We start from the raw sequence: 14,255 nt of genomic DNA on the forward strand, positions 1-14,255 counted from the left end.
AGATTTTCTATATAATATAATTTTAAAAATTTATCAAAAAGTTTGTTGCATATCTTTCTTAATTTCATCGATTTTTTTCTGATATGCTTTTTTTGACTTATCATTCTTTTTTAGATTTAATACATTTTGACATGATGGGCATTTGAACATTCCTTCTAATGCATTTTCAAATGTTACACGTGGGCAATCTTCATTTCCACAATGATAAAAATCTGATGCATTTTCATAGTCCAATCTTTGCTGCAATCTTTCTTCAATTTTCTTTTTTTGATTTTCAATAAAGTGTTCTACTTCTTCTCTTCTAGTTCTCCATCTGTAAACAAACCATCCCTTTCGTTCATCTTTTACTCTAATTCCAGTAATGAGTGATTTGCCAAATAGATCATACAGGACTTTTCTTACCATGTTAATTCTAAGTCCTGTGGAGCTAGCAATTTCTTCATCTGTAGCATCTTCAGCTTTTAGAAGAGATCTTGCCACTTTGAGATATTCATCTCCTCCAATCATTGAAGCAATTCTAACAAAAGGATCTTCGTATTTGTCTACCAACTCTAATGACTCCTAATTTTCTACTATTAATCCCTTGTTTCTTTTACTTGCACATTTTTGCCCTTTTTGGTAGGAATAATCTTTCTTTTTGCATTTGGAAATTCCTTCTCGAATTGTTTACCCATTTGTATACGATCTAAAAGAATTGCTAAAGCACTGATCTCTGAGTGAGGTTGACTTCCAACTCCTACGTTATAATCTGCCAAGTCATAAATCTCTCTTGGAACTTTTTCAGCCCCTACAACAACTAACAAATTTTCTTCTTTTCTAATCTCTTCTTGAATGTTGTTAACACTTTCACCATACATTGAAAGATGAACTATTTTGAATCCTTCTTCTTTTTTCTTTTTTACAATTGGTTTCCATTTTTCAATAAATTCAATTTCAAAATCCCCTCCCCATGTTTTGTTAATTTTTCCAATCGTATCTTTTATTTCTGGATTAATTTCTGTCATGTAAATTTTTTCCGCTCCAAATCCTCTTGAAACAAGTGCAACATGTGTTGTTACTCTATCATCTCTTACTAGGCGTTGTCCTATTCTAACTACTTCAATTATCAAATGATTTTTTCACCTCTTTCCAATTACCATTTTTTGGTTTATGAAAGTCCTGATTTTCAGTAATTTTTTTAATTAGTTCTTTTAATTGTTTGATATTTTTTCCGGTTTTTCCTGAAACTGAAATTACTTTTTTATTTTCAGTTAAATTAAGGAAATTAATTTTTCGTTCTATTTCTTCATTTTTTAACAAATCTGATTTATTTAAAGCAAAAACTACTTTATCTTGCTCCACCCCTAATTCACTTAACGTTCTCATGCAACTTGAAAATTTCTTTTTTAGTTCTGTAACTGAATCACTAATATCTACTACTAAAATAATTACATCCGTATGTGATAATTCTTCTAATGTTGATTTGAATGCATCAATCATATATGCAGGAAGTTTACTGATAAAACCAACAGTATCTGCTATTAAAAATGGTTCTTGATCAATAGTTAATCTTCGAGTTGTTGTAGTGAGTGTTGTAAACAATTCTTTACTCTGAGTTCTTGTTTCTCCTGTAGCTTTGTTAAACAGAGTAGTCTTTCCTGCAGAAGTATATCCTGCAAGTGATATGGTCTTAAATCCCATCCTTTTTCGACCTTGTCTGTGAAGCTCTCTTTGCTTTCCAGCTTTTTCAAGCTTTGATCTTATTGTTTGCATTCTATGTTTAATATCATTATAATACACATCAACTTCGAATTTTCCTATTCCCATAAATCCTGGCTGTTCTCCCATATTTGCTAGTCTAACTTTTTCTTTGGCTCTTGCCATTTCATATCGTAATTGTGCTAATTTTACTTGTAATTTTGATTCTGCACTTGACGCTCTGCTTTCAAAAATCTCAAGAATTAAAGCTTCTCTATCTAATACTTCCCTGTGTAACACTGTTGCCAAGTTATAGTTTTGACTTGGTTTCAAAATTTCATCATATATGATCACATCTGGCCTCAATTTTTCTGATATTTCCTCTAATTTTTCTAACACCCCTCCACTAATTCCATACTTTGGTTTTTGGAGAAAATTTTGTCTAATTATATGAACTACCTCATATCCTGCCGCATCACACAACCCTTTTGCTTCATTGATTGAATCTTCTTGATCATAAGTGATTAAAATTGCAGAATTCATTCTAACTCATTTTTTGATCTAATCTAAGATAATTGTATTGGACATACTTTTTGCAGTTAATTCAATTTTTTCAGCGTTTTTTCGATATTCATATTCAAAACTATCTCAGCTATATCGCTTGCATATTCTGAAATTCTCCTAATACTTTCAGTCATCCTTCTAACTCTGTAAACTTCCTCATCATCTTTTAATGACTTTGAGGCATCTCTGACTTTTTTTTCAAATTTTGCAATCTCATCAATTTTTTTGATTGTTTTTTCAGCTTGATTGTAATCTTCTTTGAATAATGCAAGACATGATTCATCTAAAACTGATAAACAAAATTCATTCATTTCTTGCAATTTTTGTAAAATCTCTTTCTTTACTGGTTTTTTAAATTCAATTAGATCCTTTGCAATAAATGCAGCGTGATCTCCAGTTCTTTCAATGTTTTTCACTACTAATCTATAACCTAGACAATTTCTAGCATTTCTAAAACCCATCTCTTTTAACATATGTTCATTTTGAATTGCAATCTTCAATTGTCTAATAATATAAAATCCAAATCTATCTACTTCATCATCTGTATTGATTACTTCTTGCGCTAATTCCAAATTATTTTCTTTAACTGCTAAAATTGCATCACTTGACATTGATTTTGCCAAGTGAATCATTCTTTTGAATGCTCCATCTACAGTTAATTCTAATAAATTAACAAGAACCTGTACTGTAATTCCTCCACTTGAATCAGCAATAATCTCCGAACCCATTAGCATTCTTTTTACTGCTTCTTTTACGGTGTTTCTTTGATGAGCATTTAATCTGCCATTTTTTGGTTTTACATTAATTGTCTTAAATCCCAAAAAATACAACGAAATTAGTTTTCTAACGATTGAAGATGCTTCTTCTTCTCCTTCAATTTCAATTACCGCATCTTCTTTTTTCTGAGTTCTTGATTCAAATTTTGGTGGATAAAGCTCTAATGTTGATGAACCTTTTCTAACCATTCTTATTTGATCCCCTTGTTTAAGACCTAATTCTGTGATCCATTGTTTTGGTAGGGAGACAATATATGATGATTTTCCAGTAAACTGAATTTTTCGTGTTTCTTCTCCATCTTCCATAATCTAAAGGGAAAATTCTATTCTATATAGATTGATCTTTAGAATATAGACTAACACTGAACTAATATTTAGAAGAGATTCTCTATGTATTGTGAATCATATTCTAAAATTACAACATACCCTTGATGCACTATTTGGGAATGGAACGTCAAAGTTTTTACCAAAAGATGTAGAAATGACCTTTTCAAGAAAAACAGGCAGAATAAGAACAGTATCCCATAAAGGAAAATTACTATGTACTTTGAGAATAGATGGAAGCTTGGCTATTAGCACTTATTTTGCTCAGATGTTATTACAAAATAAAAAATTTAAAGAAAATTGTGTTGTGATAAATGAAGATGCTGCTCCTTTTGTAGAACAGGGAAGATCCGTTTTTTGTAAACATGTTGTTACATGTGGAAAAAATGTCCAAATTGCTGGAGATGTACCTGTTTTATTCAAAAATCAAATTATAGCTGTTGGAAGGGCTATTCTATCTTCAGAAATGATATCTGATTTTCATAGAGGTGTAGCCATCAAAATCAGAGATAGTTTAAAAAGTCGTAATGAGGAACCAACATTATGATGCGAGGAGGAAACCGCGAAATGCGAAGAATGATGGATAAGATGGGTCTGGATATGAATGAATTATCTAATGTCCAAGAAGTTATTATTAAAACTGATAAAAAAGAAATCATTATCTCAAAACCTTCCGTAACTGAAATGAAAGCAAAAGATAATTCTATTTTTACGGTGACTGCTGATAGTTATGAAGAAAAAGAATTAGAAGTTCCAATTTTCTCTGAGGAAGATATACAACTCGTTAGCCAACAAGCTGGTGTTGATGAAGAAAAAGCAAAAAGTGCTTTAGAAGAAGCTGAAGGCGATTTGGCAAGAGCAATTTTGCTTCTAACCACAGGATAATATAGAAAATATTTTATTTTTATGATTTATCAATCTGTTTAGAGTCTAAAAAACAAAGAGATCAGCTAGTTGGATTCATAGCTGCTGCCCTTTCTTTGAGTTTGTTATCTACTAACGCATCAACATATTCTCCAGGTTGAGCTTGACATTTTCCTATGTTAACAGAATAACCATCTAAGGTTTCAGCAATACACCCATCGCTAGTTATTGCAATTATCTTTACCATTTCCATATTTTCTGCAGGAGTAACATACCACATCAGATATCCAAAGAGTAACACTGCTCCTATGACAATAACTCCTCCTACAACAAGTAGGGATCTTGTATTTGATGAACCATTCTGTTTATTTGGTTGTCCTTTAATTGCAGACATGTAAGTAATTTATCAAAAATCCCTTAAAAAGTAACTACACATTTTTCATAGCTAGTTTTCATATATGGAAACTGTTTGTGGAAATTGTTTTCGGATATTATATCTGGTTATGCCGTAACATAATTGAGGAAAATGTTAGAACAAAAACAAAAAGGTAGACTATCGCGACGTGCACTTTTATCTGTAATGATTATAGGTGTTGCAGTTGCTGTAGTTTTTACAGTGACTCCGTGGAATTATATTCCTACACAAGTCACTGAAAATGTCACTGTTATAGCAAACACGGAATACGGCTGTGTTGGAGAATCCCAATACGGACTTAGTGTTGTTGTATCTGAATGTGATGCAAAAGTAGGTGAGACAGTATCTGCCACATTTAATGTTCCTTCAGGAAAACTAAATGGATACTGGCAAGAACTTGAAAGAAGACAAAATCCTATGGTAAATGAATGGGATAGAAACGTTAGTGGTACTGGTTTCTCACCATAATTTTTTATTTAAAACTAAACTCGTTTGATTAGATTTTTCATCTTTTGATTTTCTTTGGAAGCAGGTTTTTAATTCGCATATTTCTTTTCTACTGCTTTAAAAAACGACATTCTTACTATTTCGTTTTCTCTATAATTTTAACTAGGTTGTTTTCGATCTCTTCTCCTGAAATTTTTAGATTATCATCAGACAGCATTGAAAGTAATGAGGTAGGTCTTGCTAAACTAATGAAATTCTCATTATTTTTTTGATAAACTGCAATAGTGCAAGGCAATAGCAACCCTAGATCCGGGTTTGCCTCTAAGACTTGCTTTGCTAGCTGAGGGTTACATACTTCCATTAGCTTGTAATTATCTGCAAAGTTCAGCCCTTTCTCAGATAGAATCTTTTTGAAATCTAGTGTTTCTAATACTCCAAATCCTATTTCTTTAAGATTATTGGTAAGATCAACTATTGCATTATCAATACTTTTTTCAGTTTTTACTGTATGTGTAAAACTCATTGTACTTAATTCACAACTAAACCATATATTAGCGAAAGACAATTTCCATCCTTGGAAATTATTTGTGGAAAATGTATTTTGGTATAATAATATCTCTGATATACTTGTTACATGAAACCAAAAAACATAGGAATTGTTGCATCCATAATAATTGGAATCACTATAATTGGTACAGTAACTCTGGAACAAAATTCCATACAAGACAGAGACATTAATGCAGTAAATTTTGAAACACTTGAAGGCTTACTTGAAAACAAAGAAAATGTTTTAGTTGTAGATATCAGAAATTCTGAAGAATATCAATTAGGACATTTGGTTGGTGCATCTCATGATGTTTTGGATTCTAAAACTCTGGAAAAGAGAGTAAAAACAATTCAAAATAGATTACCCTATGTAGTTGCACAATACAATTTTGTCTTAGTTGATGAGAATGGCGTTAGCGCAAAAAACACAGCTCAAACCATGACTGAAATGGGAATTCAGACATTCTATCTTGATGGCGGAATGATCAATCTGTCTGAAAATCTTGTTTCTAGCTCTCAAACCATAATTGATTCAGAAGGGTTGAGAAAAAAACTAGATGCCAATGAGGATTTGTACTTACTTGATGTAAGACAACCTGAGGAACTGCTTGAATCTAAAATCAACGGAGTGGTCAATATTCCTCTAGCTGAAATATTTCAACCAAACGGAATGGATTCTATTCCAACAGACAAACCAGTGGTGGTTATTTGTGGTTCAGGAAATCGAGCAACAATAGCAACTTATGCACTTGCACAAGAAGGAATTGATTTTCAAGTCTTAGAAGGAGGCATGAATGCATGGAACTCTCAAATTCTTTCAGGAATGTAAATTCCTGAATTTTTTATTTTCCTAAGCCAATATTATATTGTATAATAGTTTAGAGAGTAATAGGTTGGCTGATTTTAAAATTTTAGGGAGGGATTCTAAACTTCGAAAATCTATTCTTAAAGCACTCTCTGATGATTATTCTAGATCTATAATGAATTTTACCATAGAGCAACCAAAATCTGTAGTAGATATTGTTAAGGGCTGTGATATTCCAATGACTACTGCATATAGACGAGTTAATGAATTAGAAGAAAACAAAATTCTCAAAGTCACTGGCTCGGTTGTTACTGATGATGGCAAAAAATATTTTCTGTATCAAAACAGATTAAAATCAATCTATGTAATTTTTGGTTTAGAAGAACTAGATGTGCAAATTGTTGAAAATGAAGGTATGGGAACTAGTGCCTATTGGTAACTCAAATTTTCTAATTATTTAGGATATAGTTGATCAATTTTTCTTTTTAGACAAATTTAGAATATTATTAGTTACTAATTATAAAATTGGTTCTCAAATCCTATTTTTAGGCATAGATCACGCCTAGTAAGTGAATGATTTAAGTAATGGAATTATTAGATTTGATGTATAATGAGCAGTATGGCTGAATCCAAAGTCAATGGGATTATCAAATCTTTGAATATTTTGGAAGACGATCTGGAATCTTTAACTGGTAAAGTTGGGGATATGAAAAAACAATTATCTATGAAAAGTCAAACTGAAATTGATAATTTATTAGAAAAAACTAGAGAAATGGCCACAAAAGAGGCTGAAGTCATGATTAATACATCAAAAGAAAAGGCTACAACTGAATCTGCCAAAATTGCCCAAGAAGGAGAGGCAAAATTGTCTGAAATTAAATCTAATATTGATGCTAATTTTGATGAAGCAGTCAAACACGTAGTGTCAACTGTTTTGAAGGCATAAACCTAAATCTCATATTTTATTTTGTCAAGTATAGATCCCTTACAAAATTCTCGTATTGGACTTGCAACTACCTATGGCAAACCATACTATAGATTTTCATCTTATCTTAAAACTCTAAATTTATCATTTGATTCTATTCTTCCAGAAGAAATTCATAATTATGATGGACTTTTGGTATTTACAACAAAAAAAGAATCTCCTAAACAATGTAAAAAAATTTTACTCCATGAAGATATTCTAGAACATCATCCAACTGTAATTAGGGGAATGATGATGCAAAAATTGAATCTTTATTTTGAGGAAGAAAATTTAATTCTTGGAGTTGATCCAGGCCAAAGAATGGGATTATCCATTTTTTATTATGGAGTGGAAATTGAGAGATCAGTTCATACTTCAATTGAAGAATTGGTTTTTCATATTATCAGTATTTTAGGAGGTCTTAGAGCTAAAAGAAAAATCCTAAAAATTGGAGATGGAAATATGAATATTGCAAAGCAGATTGTCAGGACATTAAATCTGAAATTTTGTTCTTCATTTGAATTAGAATTTGTAGATGAAACAAAAACTAGTCTAAAAATTAAAAATTTTAATCAAAGGGGTAAACGTGATATGCTTTCAGCAAAATATATTTCTCAACGAGATGGATATCGACAATCTATTCTTCCTTTATCTATGACGGGTTAGAAAATTATAATTTATTGGAAAAATTATATGAAATTCAGATTTCTTAGAAATATTCAAATTATTTCACATATCTATTTTTACAAAATTATAAGAATATCCTAAATTCTTATCATTTTTTTTGGAATTATTGAAATTCTTTGTCAAACAACTATATTGTTACATATTATTTTTTCAAGAAACACTCTTTTGAAATCAGCTATACATATTTATTGAACTTTTTGAGTTTTTATTTGAAAATAATAATTTTGATCGATATAAAAATTAAAATTTTTTCATGTTTTTGTAAAAAATTGTATAGATTTTATCGATCCATGCTTATATAGTTATGAATTCTATATGATGATACCAAGATGACTTGTAAAGGAATTTGTGTTAGATATAAGGCTCAAAAGCCTGTTGGCACTGGAAGATATGCTTCTGGACAACGTCGATGCCAGATTTGTGAAATTTTCATCAAATGGGAAGGACTGTGGTGTCCATGTTGTGGATATAGATTAAGAACAAAACCACGTAATTTGAAATACAAAGCAAAATTACGAGCAAGAGTTGAAGCTGATTCTATGGAAGCTGCAGCAGCAACAGAAATTGAATCAGAAGTTCAAGAAGTTACTGTTAAAGCAAAATCAAAAGCTAAAACCGCTAAATCTAAGACTACAAAATCAAAAACCAAAACTAAGGAAAAAACTCCATGCAAATATTGTGAAAAACTCTTTGTTTATGCAGATAAACATGAGAAGAATTGTAAGAAGAACCCTGATGTTGAGGTTTCCCAGAAAAGTGAATCAATAGCAATAAAAGCATAAGATTTGTTCATAGCTTGTTGACCTCTCCAAATGGATTTTTCCAGAAAATGGTAAATTTGGAGAGTCGTAGTTTTTCTTTACAAATACAAAAATTTGAAAATGGCTATTTTGTTTCCGTTACTGAAAGTTCAAACAAAATAGGTTCTATGGTTATTTCATTGGCTGCTGGGCCTACTCCTATAACTACAACTATAATTCCATCTAGATCCGAAGCGTTGTTTCTAAAACTTATAGCTGAACAAATTAGTACTAGAATAAAGGGCATTGCTTTGGTATCAACTTTTATTCAAAAACCATTAGAATCTGAAACAGCAAAAGCCTTAATGTCTGAAATTATGGAGATGATTGATAATGAGTGATTTAAGAAGTTACATTTCACAAATTAAGAAAATAAATGAATTAAAAACTATCAAAACTCAAGTATCTACAAAATTTGAAATTGCAGGAATTACAGCTAAATTAGATGGCTCACATGCAGTATTGTTTGAAAAAATTAAAGAAAGTGATTTTAAATTAATTTCAAATTTAGTTGGAACCCGTAAACGATTTGGAATTGCTGTTGGCGGAACAGAATCTAATATTCATGAAAAAGTTATTTCCGCAATCAAAAAAGCAAAAAAACCTAAAATTGTTCCTACTGGGAAATTTATGGAAAACAAATCAAAAAACCTATTTTCCATGCCTATTGTCACTCATTTTGAAAAAGAATCTGGACCTTTTATCACATCATCTATTGCATATGCAAAAAATCCTGATACTGGAAAACAAAATTCATCCTTTCATAGAATGATGCCTATTGACAAAACTCATTTTTCCATAAGAATGGTTGAAGGCAGACATCTACACAGATGTTTTATTGATGCTAAAGAACATGGAGAAGATCTTAAGATTGCTATCACTGTAGGAGTACATCCTGCTATTTCAATTGCTGGAGCATATCAAGCTGATTGGGGAAAAGATGAAATCGATATTGCAAATTCACTTTTAGGAGGGAAATTAACTCTGACAAAATTACCTTTCTCTAGATTAAACGTTCCATCTGGTGCAGAAATTGTTATGGAAGGAAAAATACTTCAAGATAAAACTCATCCTGAATGGATGGTTGAAATGCTTCAAACTTATGATCATAAAAGATCTCAACCTGTTTTCGAGCTTGAAAACCTCTATTTTAGAAATAGTCCAATCTTTCATGATGTTCTTTCTGGATTTTCAGAACATAGATTATTGATGGGAATGCCAATAGAATCTAAACTAAATGGGGAATTAAAGAAATATTTTTCACAAACAAAACAAGTCTCAATGACTAATGGTGGGTGTAATTGGTTACATGCTGTAGTACAAATTAAAAAGAAAAATGATTCTGATCCTAAAAAAATTATTAAAAAAACATTTGAATCTCATCGTTCTTTGAAACAAGTAACTGTAGTTGACGATGATATTGATCCAAACAGTGCTGAATCTGTAGAATATGCTATGGCCACTAGATTTCAAGCTGATAAAGATCTTGTAATAATCAAAAATGTTCGTGGCTCCAGCCTTGATCCTTCCAGTAATCAACAAAAACTGAAAACCTCAAAAATGGGAATTGATGCAACTCGACCATTATCTAAACGACCTGAGGGATTTGAACTAGCTAAAATCCCAAAAATAGACAAAATCAACCTCAAAAAATATTTCAAATGATTAAAAACAACTGATTAAATTAAATTGGATATGTTTAGGTATTGGAATTAAGTAAAAATGTCATCAGAAAATTCTATTGATAGAGAAAAAAGTCCAGCCGAGTCACATGCAGAGGTAATTGTCAGAATGTTTCCTTCTGACGCAAATCCAGCAGGTAATGTTTTTGGTGGGGAAATTTTAAAGCATATTGATATGGTAGCTGGAATTGTAGCTCAACGACATTCTCAATCAAATGCTGTTACTGTATCAATGGATAGTGTTAATTTTCTGAAACCTGTTTTTGTTGGAAATGTTCTCTCTTTGAATGCCCGAATAAACTATGTTCATAACTCATCCATGGAAATTGAAGTAAAAGCAGAGGCTGAAGATATTGTTACTGGAATCCGAACCGTTACTGGAACTGCTTTTGTTACATTTGTAGCTCTAGATAAAAATGGAAAGCCTACCCCTGTTCCTAAATTAGCTCTAAAAACAGATGATGATAGAATAAAGTTTGAAGAAGGTAAAGTTAGAATGGATAATAGATTAAAAAAACGTCAGAATTGACTTCAAAGTTCTCATAGATCCATTTAAGAATAATGAAAATTATCTTTAGTTAATGTCTGAACAATCAAAAAATAATGAATGGGATTCATTATGGCAAGAATACACAAAATCACTTGAAAATTGGAAAACTCTTTTTGAGCAAATTCAAAATGCAAGTAAAGACATGCAATCAAAATTCAATGATGTTTGGGATAAAGCAACTGTGGAATCAAGTGCTGAAACCATGAAATTATTTGGAGAAAATTGGCAAAAAGCTCTCAACGATGTTGGCATGAATTCTTTCAAAGAATTTAGTGAAAATTGGCAAAAAGCTCTCAACGATACCAATGTATCTACTTTTAAGCAATTTGCAGAAAATTGGCAAAAAACACTTAGTTCATCTGGATTAGAACAGATGAATGCTTATGGTGAAATGATGAAAAAGTTTGCTGAACATGGACATCAATGTGGCCAAAATCCCAATAAATAATTGAATTGAGAGAAAAATTTTTCTTTTTTTGTACATGTACAGGATTAGAAATAATGACTGCAATAGGAGTAACCAGTTATCTATTGTATCTAGACGAGACACTTTTGTCTTTAATTTCTATGATTGTTTTTGGAAAATTAATCATTTTTCATTTTATAATGGAATTTTTTGATAGAAAAAGTATGTTGAAAAATCCAAATGTAGAAAGAATAAAACTATGACAAATTTACATTTTCTTAATGTCTATTTCTCAACATGAATGCTATGTTGAATTATCAAGTTTTGACGAATTAGCACGATTTGCATGCGCATTAAAAGAATATCCTAAACGGGTATATTCTCAGGAATTGGATGGATCTCGAATTATTTCAAGTAGTATCACTTTAGCAAATACTTTGTTAATTTTTTATGCCCCTCTGCCAAAATTAGGAAGATATGTTTCATATCAGATTAATTCTGGAAAAGAAATTTGTGATATTGTAGATTCCACAAAAATTAATGCCAATTATGCTCCCATAATACACATGGATTCAGAAATTTCACCTTTATCTATAACATCAAAAAAATTTTCAGATCAATTCCATCCAATCAAAGTTAAAGATTTAGGAAGTTTAGCTCGATTGACATATGATCCAGAATTACCTGAAGAACAAAATCTCACACTATATGCAATCCCTCACAAAAATTCTTGGGTATTGGGGTACATTACAGCTTTAGAAATGGATGAGGTATACTATAATTTCAATTACGTTGAATTAGATTCTGAACCAACAAAACATTTTGTCAAATATCAGGGTAATCAAGGTCTTGATCCAGAATTTTCAAACAGTTTTGATCATGGTTTTTCCTATTTCCCAATTATTAAAATAAAAACTGAACACTCTATTTTTGGATTAAATGATTAACTTACATGATATTTTTTTAACTCATCAATCTTTTTCTTAGATTCTTGTACTAATCGTTTCAATAAAGATATGTAAATTTGTATGGCATATACAATTTCAACTTCTTCATTTTCAATGTCTACAAATGTTGATGCCATTACTTGATTCTCTTCTACTCTAGGCTCATTTTTTTCAGATCTTTTATGATTAATAATTTCTAAAAATACTGGCAACTGTCTTTTGATTTCTATTTTTAATTCTTCATTAGACCTAATTTTTTCTTGACTTAGAGGAATTTTTATTTGTTGATTAAAATCATTTTTGTATCTATCTGAAGATCTAATCATAATTTTTAATTCAGGTAATTTTTCAAATTTATTTTTAAAATCAAATATTTTTTTAATATATTTAGGATAATAATTTTTATGTTCTTCAGAAAATTTTATTGAAAACCATTTAGAAAATTCTATTGCATCTTTATCTTCTTTCATGTTGGCTTTTTCTTTAAATGTATCTTCAGAAATTTTTTGAGAAATAAATAATCCAAAATCTCTATTTGCTTCTTCAAAAATTCCTGAAAAAATTTTATTACTTGAAATAATGAATTGTTCCAAAAAATGTGTTACGTAGAATGGATCAGGATCATATTTTTTAATTTGTTTTAAAAAAATCTCACAATTTTCTATTTCTTTTTCTATGTTCATTAGATATTGTTTGGTTCAGATGAAGCATATTTTGATTGTGATTTAAGACTAGAGGCTAATTCTTTAAAAATTTCATTCACACTTACATCTACTAAATTAATCGTTGCATTTTCTTTCACAATCTGTTTTTCAAATTTATCTTTTATTGCAAATGAAACTGATGACCAATGTAACGTTCCTTTGAGTTGTTCATCTACTGTGGAATTGGTAGTTGGAAAATTTGCTGGAGCAAAAACTATTCCATTTGTCCACTGCATTGTGGGGATTCCACCTCCTGATGAACGTGTACTAAATGCTATTTGTTTAACCCAATCTTCAAATTTGTATTCAATAACTTCATGAATTATCAACTTTTTCCATGGTTCGATAGAAATTTCCATATTGAATTTACTTGATTTTGCTAATTATAATCCTATTTGTGCCTATTATGAGAAGAATTTTCAATAAATTCATTTTTCAAAAACCCATTTTCTACAATCATATTTTGTCAAAATCATTGCTTAATTAGTAGAAACAAATCATTATTTTTTATAATGGAGAAATGGGCAGATTACCTAATTTCTGAAGTGAGCTATGATTATAACCATTTGATTTTAGTAGCTACTAGACATCAAGATACTGAAAAAGGAATTACTCCAGGTAAACCTATTGATCGTTTAACAATTGCTTCAGATATCAAAAATGGATTATTTTACATTACAATATACAGTGGAAAAACCTCTTGGAAAAAAGGTCATAAAATTGAAACTTTTTCAATTGGAGGTACTCCTTATCTTCGAATTGATGGAAACAAAGTAAATCTAGATAATTTAGGAGATTTACCAGAATCTAGATTTAAAGAATCTGTTAATATTCAAGAATTAGAATCACAACCAGAACCAATCACAGAACCAGAGGAAGAAGAGGCTACCCCTGAACAGATACAAAAATTAGAAGAATTAGAAAGGCAAATTAAAGAATTAGAATCACAACCAGAACCAATCACAGAACCAGAACTTCCTAGTCCTAGGGGTTCATTGCCAAAAGAATCTACAGAAGATTTACCTCAAGAACTAGATCTTGCACCAGAACCAATCACAGAACCAGAGGAAGAAGAGGCTACCCCTGAACAGATACAA

The 14,255-nt window shown here is 30.6% G+C and carries 22 protein-coding genes; 14 read left to right on the forward strand and 8 right to left on the reverse strand.

The features are described 5' to 3' along the window. Window positions 1-33: 33 nt before the first annotated feature. The 4 genes from K5781_RS05185 to K5781_RS05200 are packed head-to-tail and all read right to left on the reverse strand — an operon-like array spanning window position 34 to window position 3,323. Complete coding sequence (locus K5781_RS05185) at window positions 34-549, reverse strand: transcription factor (RefSeq protein WP_297441450.1); 516 nt, start codon at window positions 547-549, stop codon at window positions 34-36. A gap of 26 nt (window positions 550-575) precedes the next feature. Beyond that, a complete protein-coding gene (locus tag K5781_RS05190) occupies window positions 576-1,109 on the reverse strand; it encodes a tRNA (cytidine(56)-2'-O)-methyltransferase (protein ID WP_297441452.1) in 534 nt (177 codons plus the stop codon). Further along, on the reverse strand, window positions 1,099-2,220 hold the full coding sequence (hflX, locus tag K5781_RS05195) for a GTPase HflX (RefSeq protein ID WP_297441454.1): 1,122 nt from the start codon (window positions 2,218-2,220) through the stop codon (window positions 1,099-1,101). Before hflX ends, K5781_RS05190 begins: the two co-directional genes overlap by 11 nt. 56 nt (window positions 2,221-2,276) lie before the next feature. Then, the gene (locus K5781_RS05200; RefSeq protein WP_297441456.1) at window positions 2,277-3,323 is read right to left on the reverse strand and encodes a phosphate uptake regulator PhoU; all 1,047 of its coding nucleotides are present in this window, start codon (window positions 3,321-3,323) and stop codon (window positions 2,277-2,279) included. 91 nt (window positions 3,324-3,414) lie between these two features. Here K5781_RS05200 and K5781_RS05205 point away from each other — a divergent pair, with 91 nt between their 5' ends. Further along, window positions 3,415-3,888, forward strand: coding sequence for a PUA domain-containing protein (locus K5781_RS05205; RefSeq protein WP_297441457.1), 474 nt, complete (start codon window positions 3,415-3,417; stop codon window positions 3,886-3,888). Continuing rightward, window positions 3,885-4,226 (forward strand): nascent polypeptide-associated complex protein, encoded by a 342-nt coding sequence (locus K5781_RS05210; RefSeq protein ID WP_297441459.1) that lies wholly within the window; start codon window positions 3,885-3,887, stop codon window positions 4,224-4,226. The genes K5781_RS05205 and K5781_RS05210 overlap by 4 nt, the downstream gene beginning before the upstream one ends. 61 nt (window positions 4,227-4,287) lie before the next feature. Here K5781_RS05210 and K5781_RS05215 read toward each other — a convergent pair whose 3' ends face one another. Beyond that, window positions 4,288-4,599 carry a hypothetical protein gene (locus K5781_RS05215; RefSeq protein ID WP_297441460.1) on the reverse strand — a complete coding sequence of 104 codons (312 nt, stop codon included), beginning with the start codon at window positions 4,597-4,599 and terminating at the stop codon, window positions 4,288-4,290. A gap of 132 nt (window positions 4,600-4,731) precedes the next feature. On the opposite strand from K5781_RS05215, the gene K5781_RS05220 reads away from it, so the two are divergent. Then, window positions 4,732-5,088: a hypothetical protein gene (locus K5781_RS05220; protein ID WP_297441462.1), complete on the forward strand. Its 357-nt coding sequence runs from the start codon at window positions 4,732-4,734 to the stop codon at window positions 5,086-5,088. A gap of 115 nt (window positions 5,089-5,203) precedes the next feature. On the opposite strand, the gene K5781_RS05225 is transcribed toward K5781_RS05220, so the two are convergent. After that, window positions 5,204-5,590, reverse strand: coding sequence for a DUF302 domain-containing protein (locus K5781_RS05225; protein WP_297441464.1), 387 nt, complete (start codon window positions 5,588-5,590; stop codon window positions 5,204-5,206). 111 nt (window positions 5,591-5,701) lie between these two features. Here K5781_RS05225 and K5781_RS05230 point away from each other — a divergent pair, with 111 nt between their 5' ends. From K5781_RS05230 to K5781_RS05275, 10 genes are all read left to right on the forward strand, one after another. Beyond that, window positions 5,702-6,442 (forward strand): rhodanese-like domain-containing protein, encoded by a 741-nt coding sequence (locus K5781_RS05230; RefSeq protein WP_297441466.1) that lies wholly within the window; start codon window positions 5,702-5,704, stop codon window positions 6,440-6,442. Between the two features lie 64 nt (window positions 6,443-6,506). Beyond that, window positions 6,507-6,857 carry a helix-turn-helix domain-containing protein gene (locus tag K5781_RS05235; protein ID WP_297441468.1) on the forward strand — a complete coding sequence of 117 codons (351 nt, stop codon included), beginning with the start codon at window positions 6,507-6,509 and terminating at the stop codon, window positions 6,855-6,857. A 180-nt stretch (window positions 6,858-7,037) separates the two neighbouring features. Further along, window positions 7,038-7,364: a hypothetical protein gene (locus K5781_RS05240; RefSeq protein ID WP_297441470.1), complete on the forward strand. Its 327-nt coding sequence runs from the start codon at window positions 7,038-7,040 to the stop codon at window positions 7,362-7,364. 135 nt (window positions 7,365-7,499) lie between these two features. Then, window positions 7,500-8,048, forward strand: coding sequence for a hypothetical protein (locus K5781_RS05245; RefSeq protein ID WP_297441502.1), 549 nt, complete (start codon window positions 7,500-7,502; stop codon window positions 8,046-8,048). Window positions 8,049-8,398: 350 nt separating this feature from the next. Next, entirely contained in the window at window positions 8,399-8,851 is a 453-nt protein-coding gene (locus K5781_RS05250) for a hypothetical protein (RefSeq protein ID WP_297441472.1), read from the forward strand. A gap of 17 nt (window positions 8,852-8,868) precedes the next feature. Continuing rightward, window positions 8,869-9,210: a proteasome assembly chaperone 4 gene (locus K5781_RS05255; protein ID WP_297441474.1), complete on the forward strand. Its 342-nt coding sequence runs from the start codon at window positions 8,869-8,871 to the stop codon at window positions 9,208-9,210. Continuing rightward, window positions 9,203-10,534, forward strand: a complete 1,332-nt coding sequence (locus K5781_RS05260) for a UbiD family decarboxylase (protein WP_297441476.1) — start codon at window positions 9,203-9,205, stop codon at window positions 10,532-10,534. Before K5781_RS05255 ends, K5781_RS05260 begins: the two co-directional genes overlap by 8 nt. A gap of 57 nt (window positions 10,535-10,591) precedes the next feature. Beyond that, a complete protein-coding gene (locus K5781_RS05265) occupies window positions 10,592-11,080 on the forward strand; it encodes an acyl-CoA thioesterase (protein ID WP_297441478.1) in 489 nt (162 codons plus the stop codon). 52 nt (window positions 11,081-11,132) lie between these two features. Then, a complete protein-coding gene (locus K5781_RS05270) occupies window positions 11,133-11,549 on the forward strand; it encodes a hypothetical protein (RefSeq protein WP_297441479.1) in 417 nt (138 codons plus the stop codon). 239 nt (window positions 11,550-11,788) lie between these two features. Further along, the gene (locus K5781_RS05275; RefSeq protein ID WP_297441481.1) at window positions 11,789-12,454 is read left to right on the forward strand and encodes a hypothetical protein; all 666 of its coding nucleotides are present in this window, start codon (window positions 11,789-11,791) and stop codon (window positions 12,452-12,454) included. Here the strand turns inward: K5781_RS05275 and K5781_RS05280 are convergent. Together K5781_RS05280 and K5781_RS05285 are read right to left on the reverse strand one after the other, a co-directional pair. After that, window positions 12,451-13,137, reverse strand: a complete 687-nt coding sequence (locus K5781_RS05280) for a hypothetical protein (RefSeq protein ID WP_297441483.1) — start codon at window positions 13,135-13,137, stop codon at window positions 12,451-12,453. The two genes, K5781_RS05275 and K5781_RS05280, sit on opposite strands and share 4 nt — an antisense overlap. Continuing rightward, a complete protein-coding gene (locus K5781_RS05285) occupies window positions 13,137-13,517 on the reverse strand; it encodes a hypothetical protein (protein WP_297441485.1) in 381 nt (126 codons plus the stop codon). Before K5781_RS05285 ends, K5781_RS05280 begins: the two co-directional genes overlap by 1 nt. A 153-nt stretch (window positions 13,518-13,670) precedes the next feature. On the opposite strand from K5781_RS05285, the gene K5781_RS05290 reads away from it, so the two are divergent. After that, window positions 13,671-14,255: hypothetical protein (locus K5781_RS05290; protein WP_297441487.1), on the forward strand; the 585-nt coding region annotated here is incomplete at its 3' end.

It is taken from the genome of Nitrosopumilus sp. (assembly GCF_025699255.1).
GTDB lineage: Archaea > Thermoproteota > Nitrososphaeria > Nitrososphaerales > Nitrosopumilaceae > Nitrosopumilus.

Bases quoted from the DNA above. Each gene is read 5' to 3' on its own strand.
- K5781_RS05220 (WP_297441462.1), top strand. From the start codon at position 4,732: ATGTTAGAACAAAAACAAAAAGGTAGACTATCGCGACGTGCACTTTTA.
- K5781_RS05240 (WP_297441470.1), top strand. From the start codon at position 7,038: ATGGCTGAATCCAAAGTCAATGGGATTATCAAATCTTTGAATATTTTG.
- K5781_RS05215 (WP_297441460.1), bottom strand. From the start codon at position 4,599: ATGTCTGCAATTAAAGGACAACCAAATAAACAGAATGGTTCATCAAAT.
- K5781_RS05270 (WP_297441479.1), top strand. From the start codon at position 11,133: ATGTCTGAACAATCAAAAAATAATGAATGGGATTCATTATGGCAAGAA.
- K5781_RS05250 (WP_297441472.1), top strand. From the start codon at position 8,399: ATGACTTGTAAAGGAATTTGTGTTAGATATAAGGCTCAAAAGCCTGTT.
- K5781_RS05210 (WP_297441459.1), top strand. From the start codon at position 3,885: ATGATGCGAGGAGGAAACCGCGAAATGCGAAGAATGATGGATAAGATG.
- hflX (WP_297441454.1), bottom strand. From the start codon at position 2,220: ATGAATTCTGCAATTTTAATCACTTATGATCAAGAAGATTCAATCAAT.
- K5781_RS05265 (WP_297441478.1), top strand. From the start codon at position 10,592: ATGTCATCAGAAAATTCTATTGATAGAGAAAAAAGTCCAGCCGAGTCA.
- K5781_RS05200 (WP_297441456.1), bottom strand. From the start codon at position 3,323: ATGGAAGATGGAGAAGAAACACGAAAAATTCAGTTTACTGGAAAATCA.
- K5781_RS05230 (WP_297441466.1), top strand. From the start codon at position 5,702: ATGAAACCAAAAAACATAGGAATTGTTGCATCCATAATAATTGGAATC.
- K5781_RS05225 (WP_297441464.1), bottom strand. From the start codon at position 5,590: ATGAGTTTTACACATACAGTAAAAACTGAAAAAAGTATTGATAATGCA.
- K5781_RS05280 (WP_297441483.1), bottom strand. From the start codon at position 13,137: ATGAACATAGAAAAAGAAATAGAAAATTGTGAGATTTTTTTAAAACAA.
- K5781_RS05285 (WP_297441485.1), bottom strand. From the start codon at position 13,517: ATGGAAATTTCTATCGAACCATGGAAAAAGTTGATAATTCATGAAGTT.
- K5781_RS05260 (WP_297441476.1), top strand. From the start codon at position 9,203: ATGAGTGATTTAAGAAGTTACATTTCACAAATTAAGAAAATAAATGAA.
- K5781_RS05275 (WP_297441481.1), top strand. From the start codon at position 11,789: ATGTCTATTTCTCAACATGAATGCTATGTTGAATTATCAAGTTTTGAC.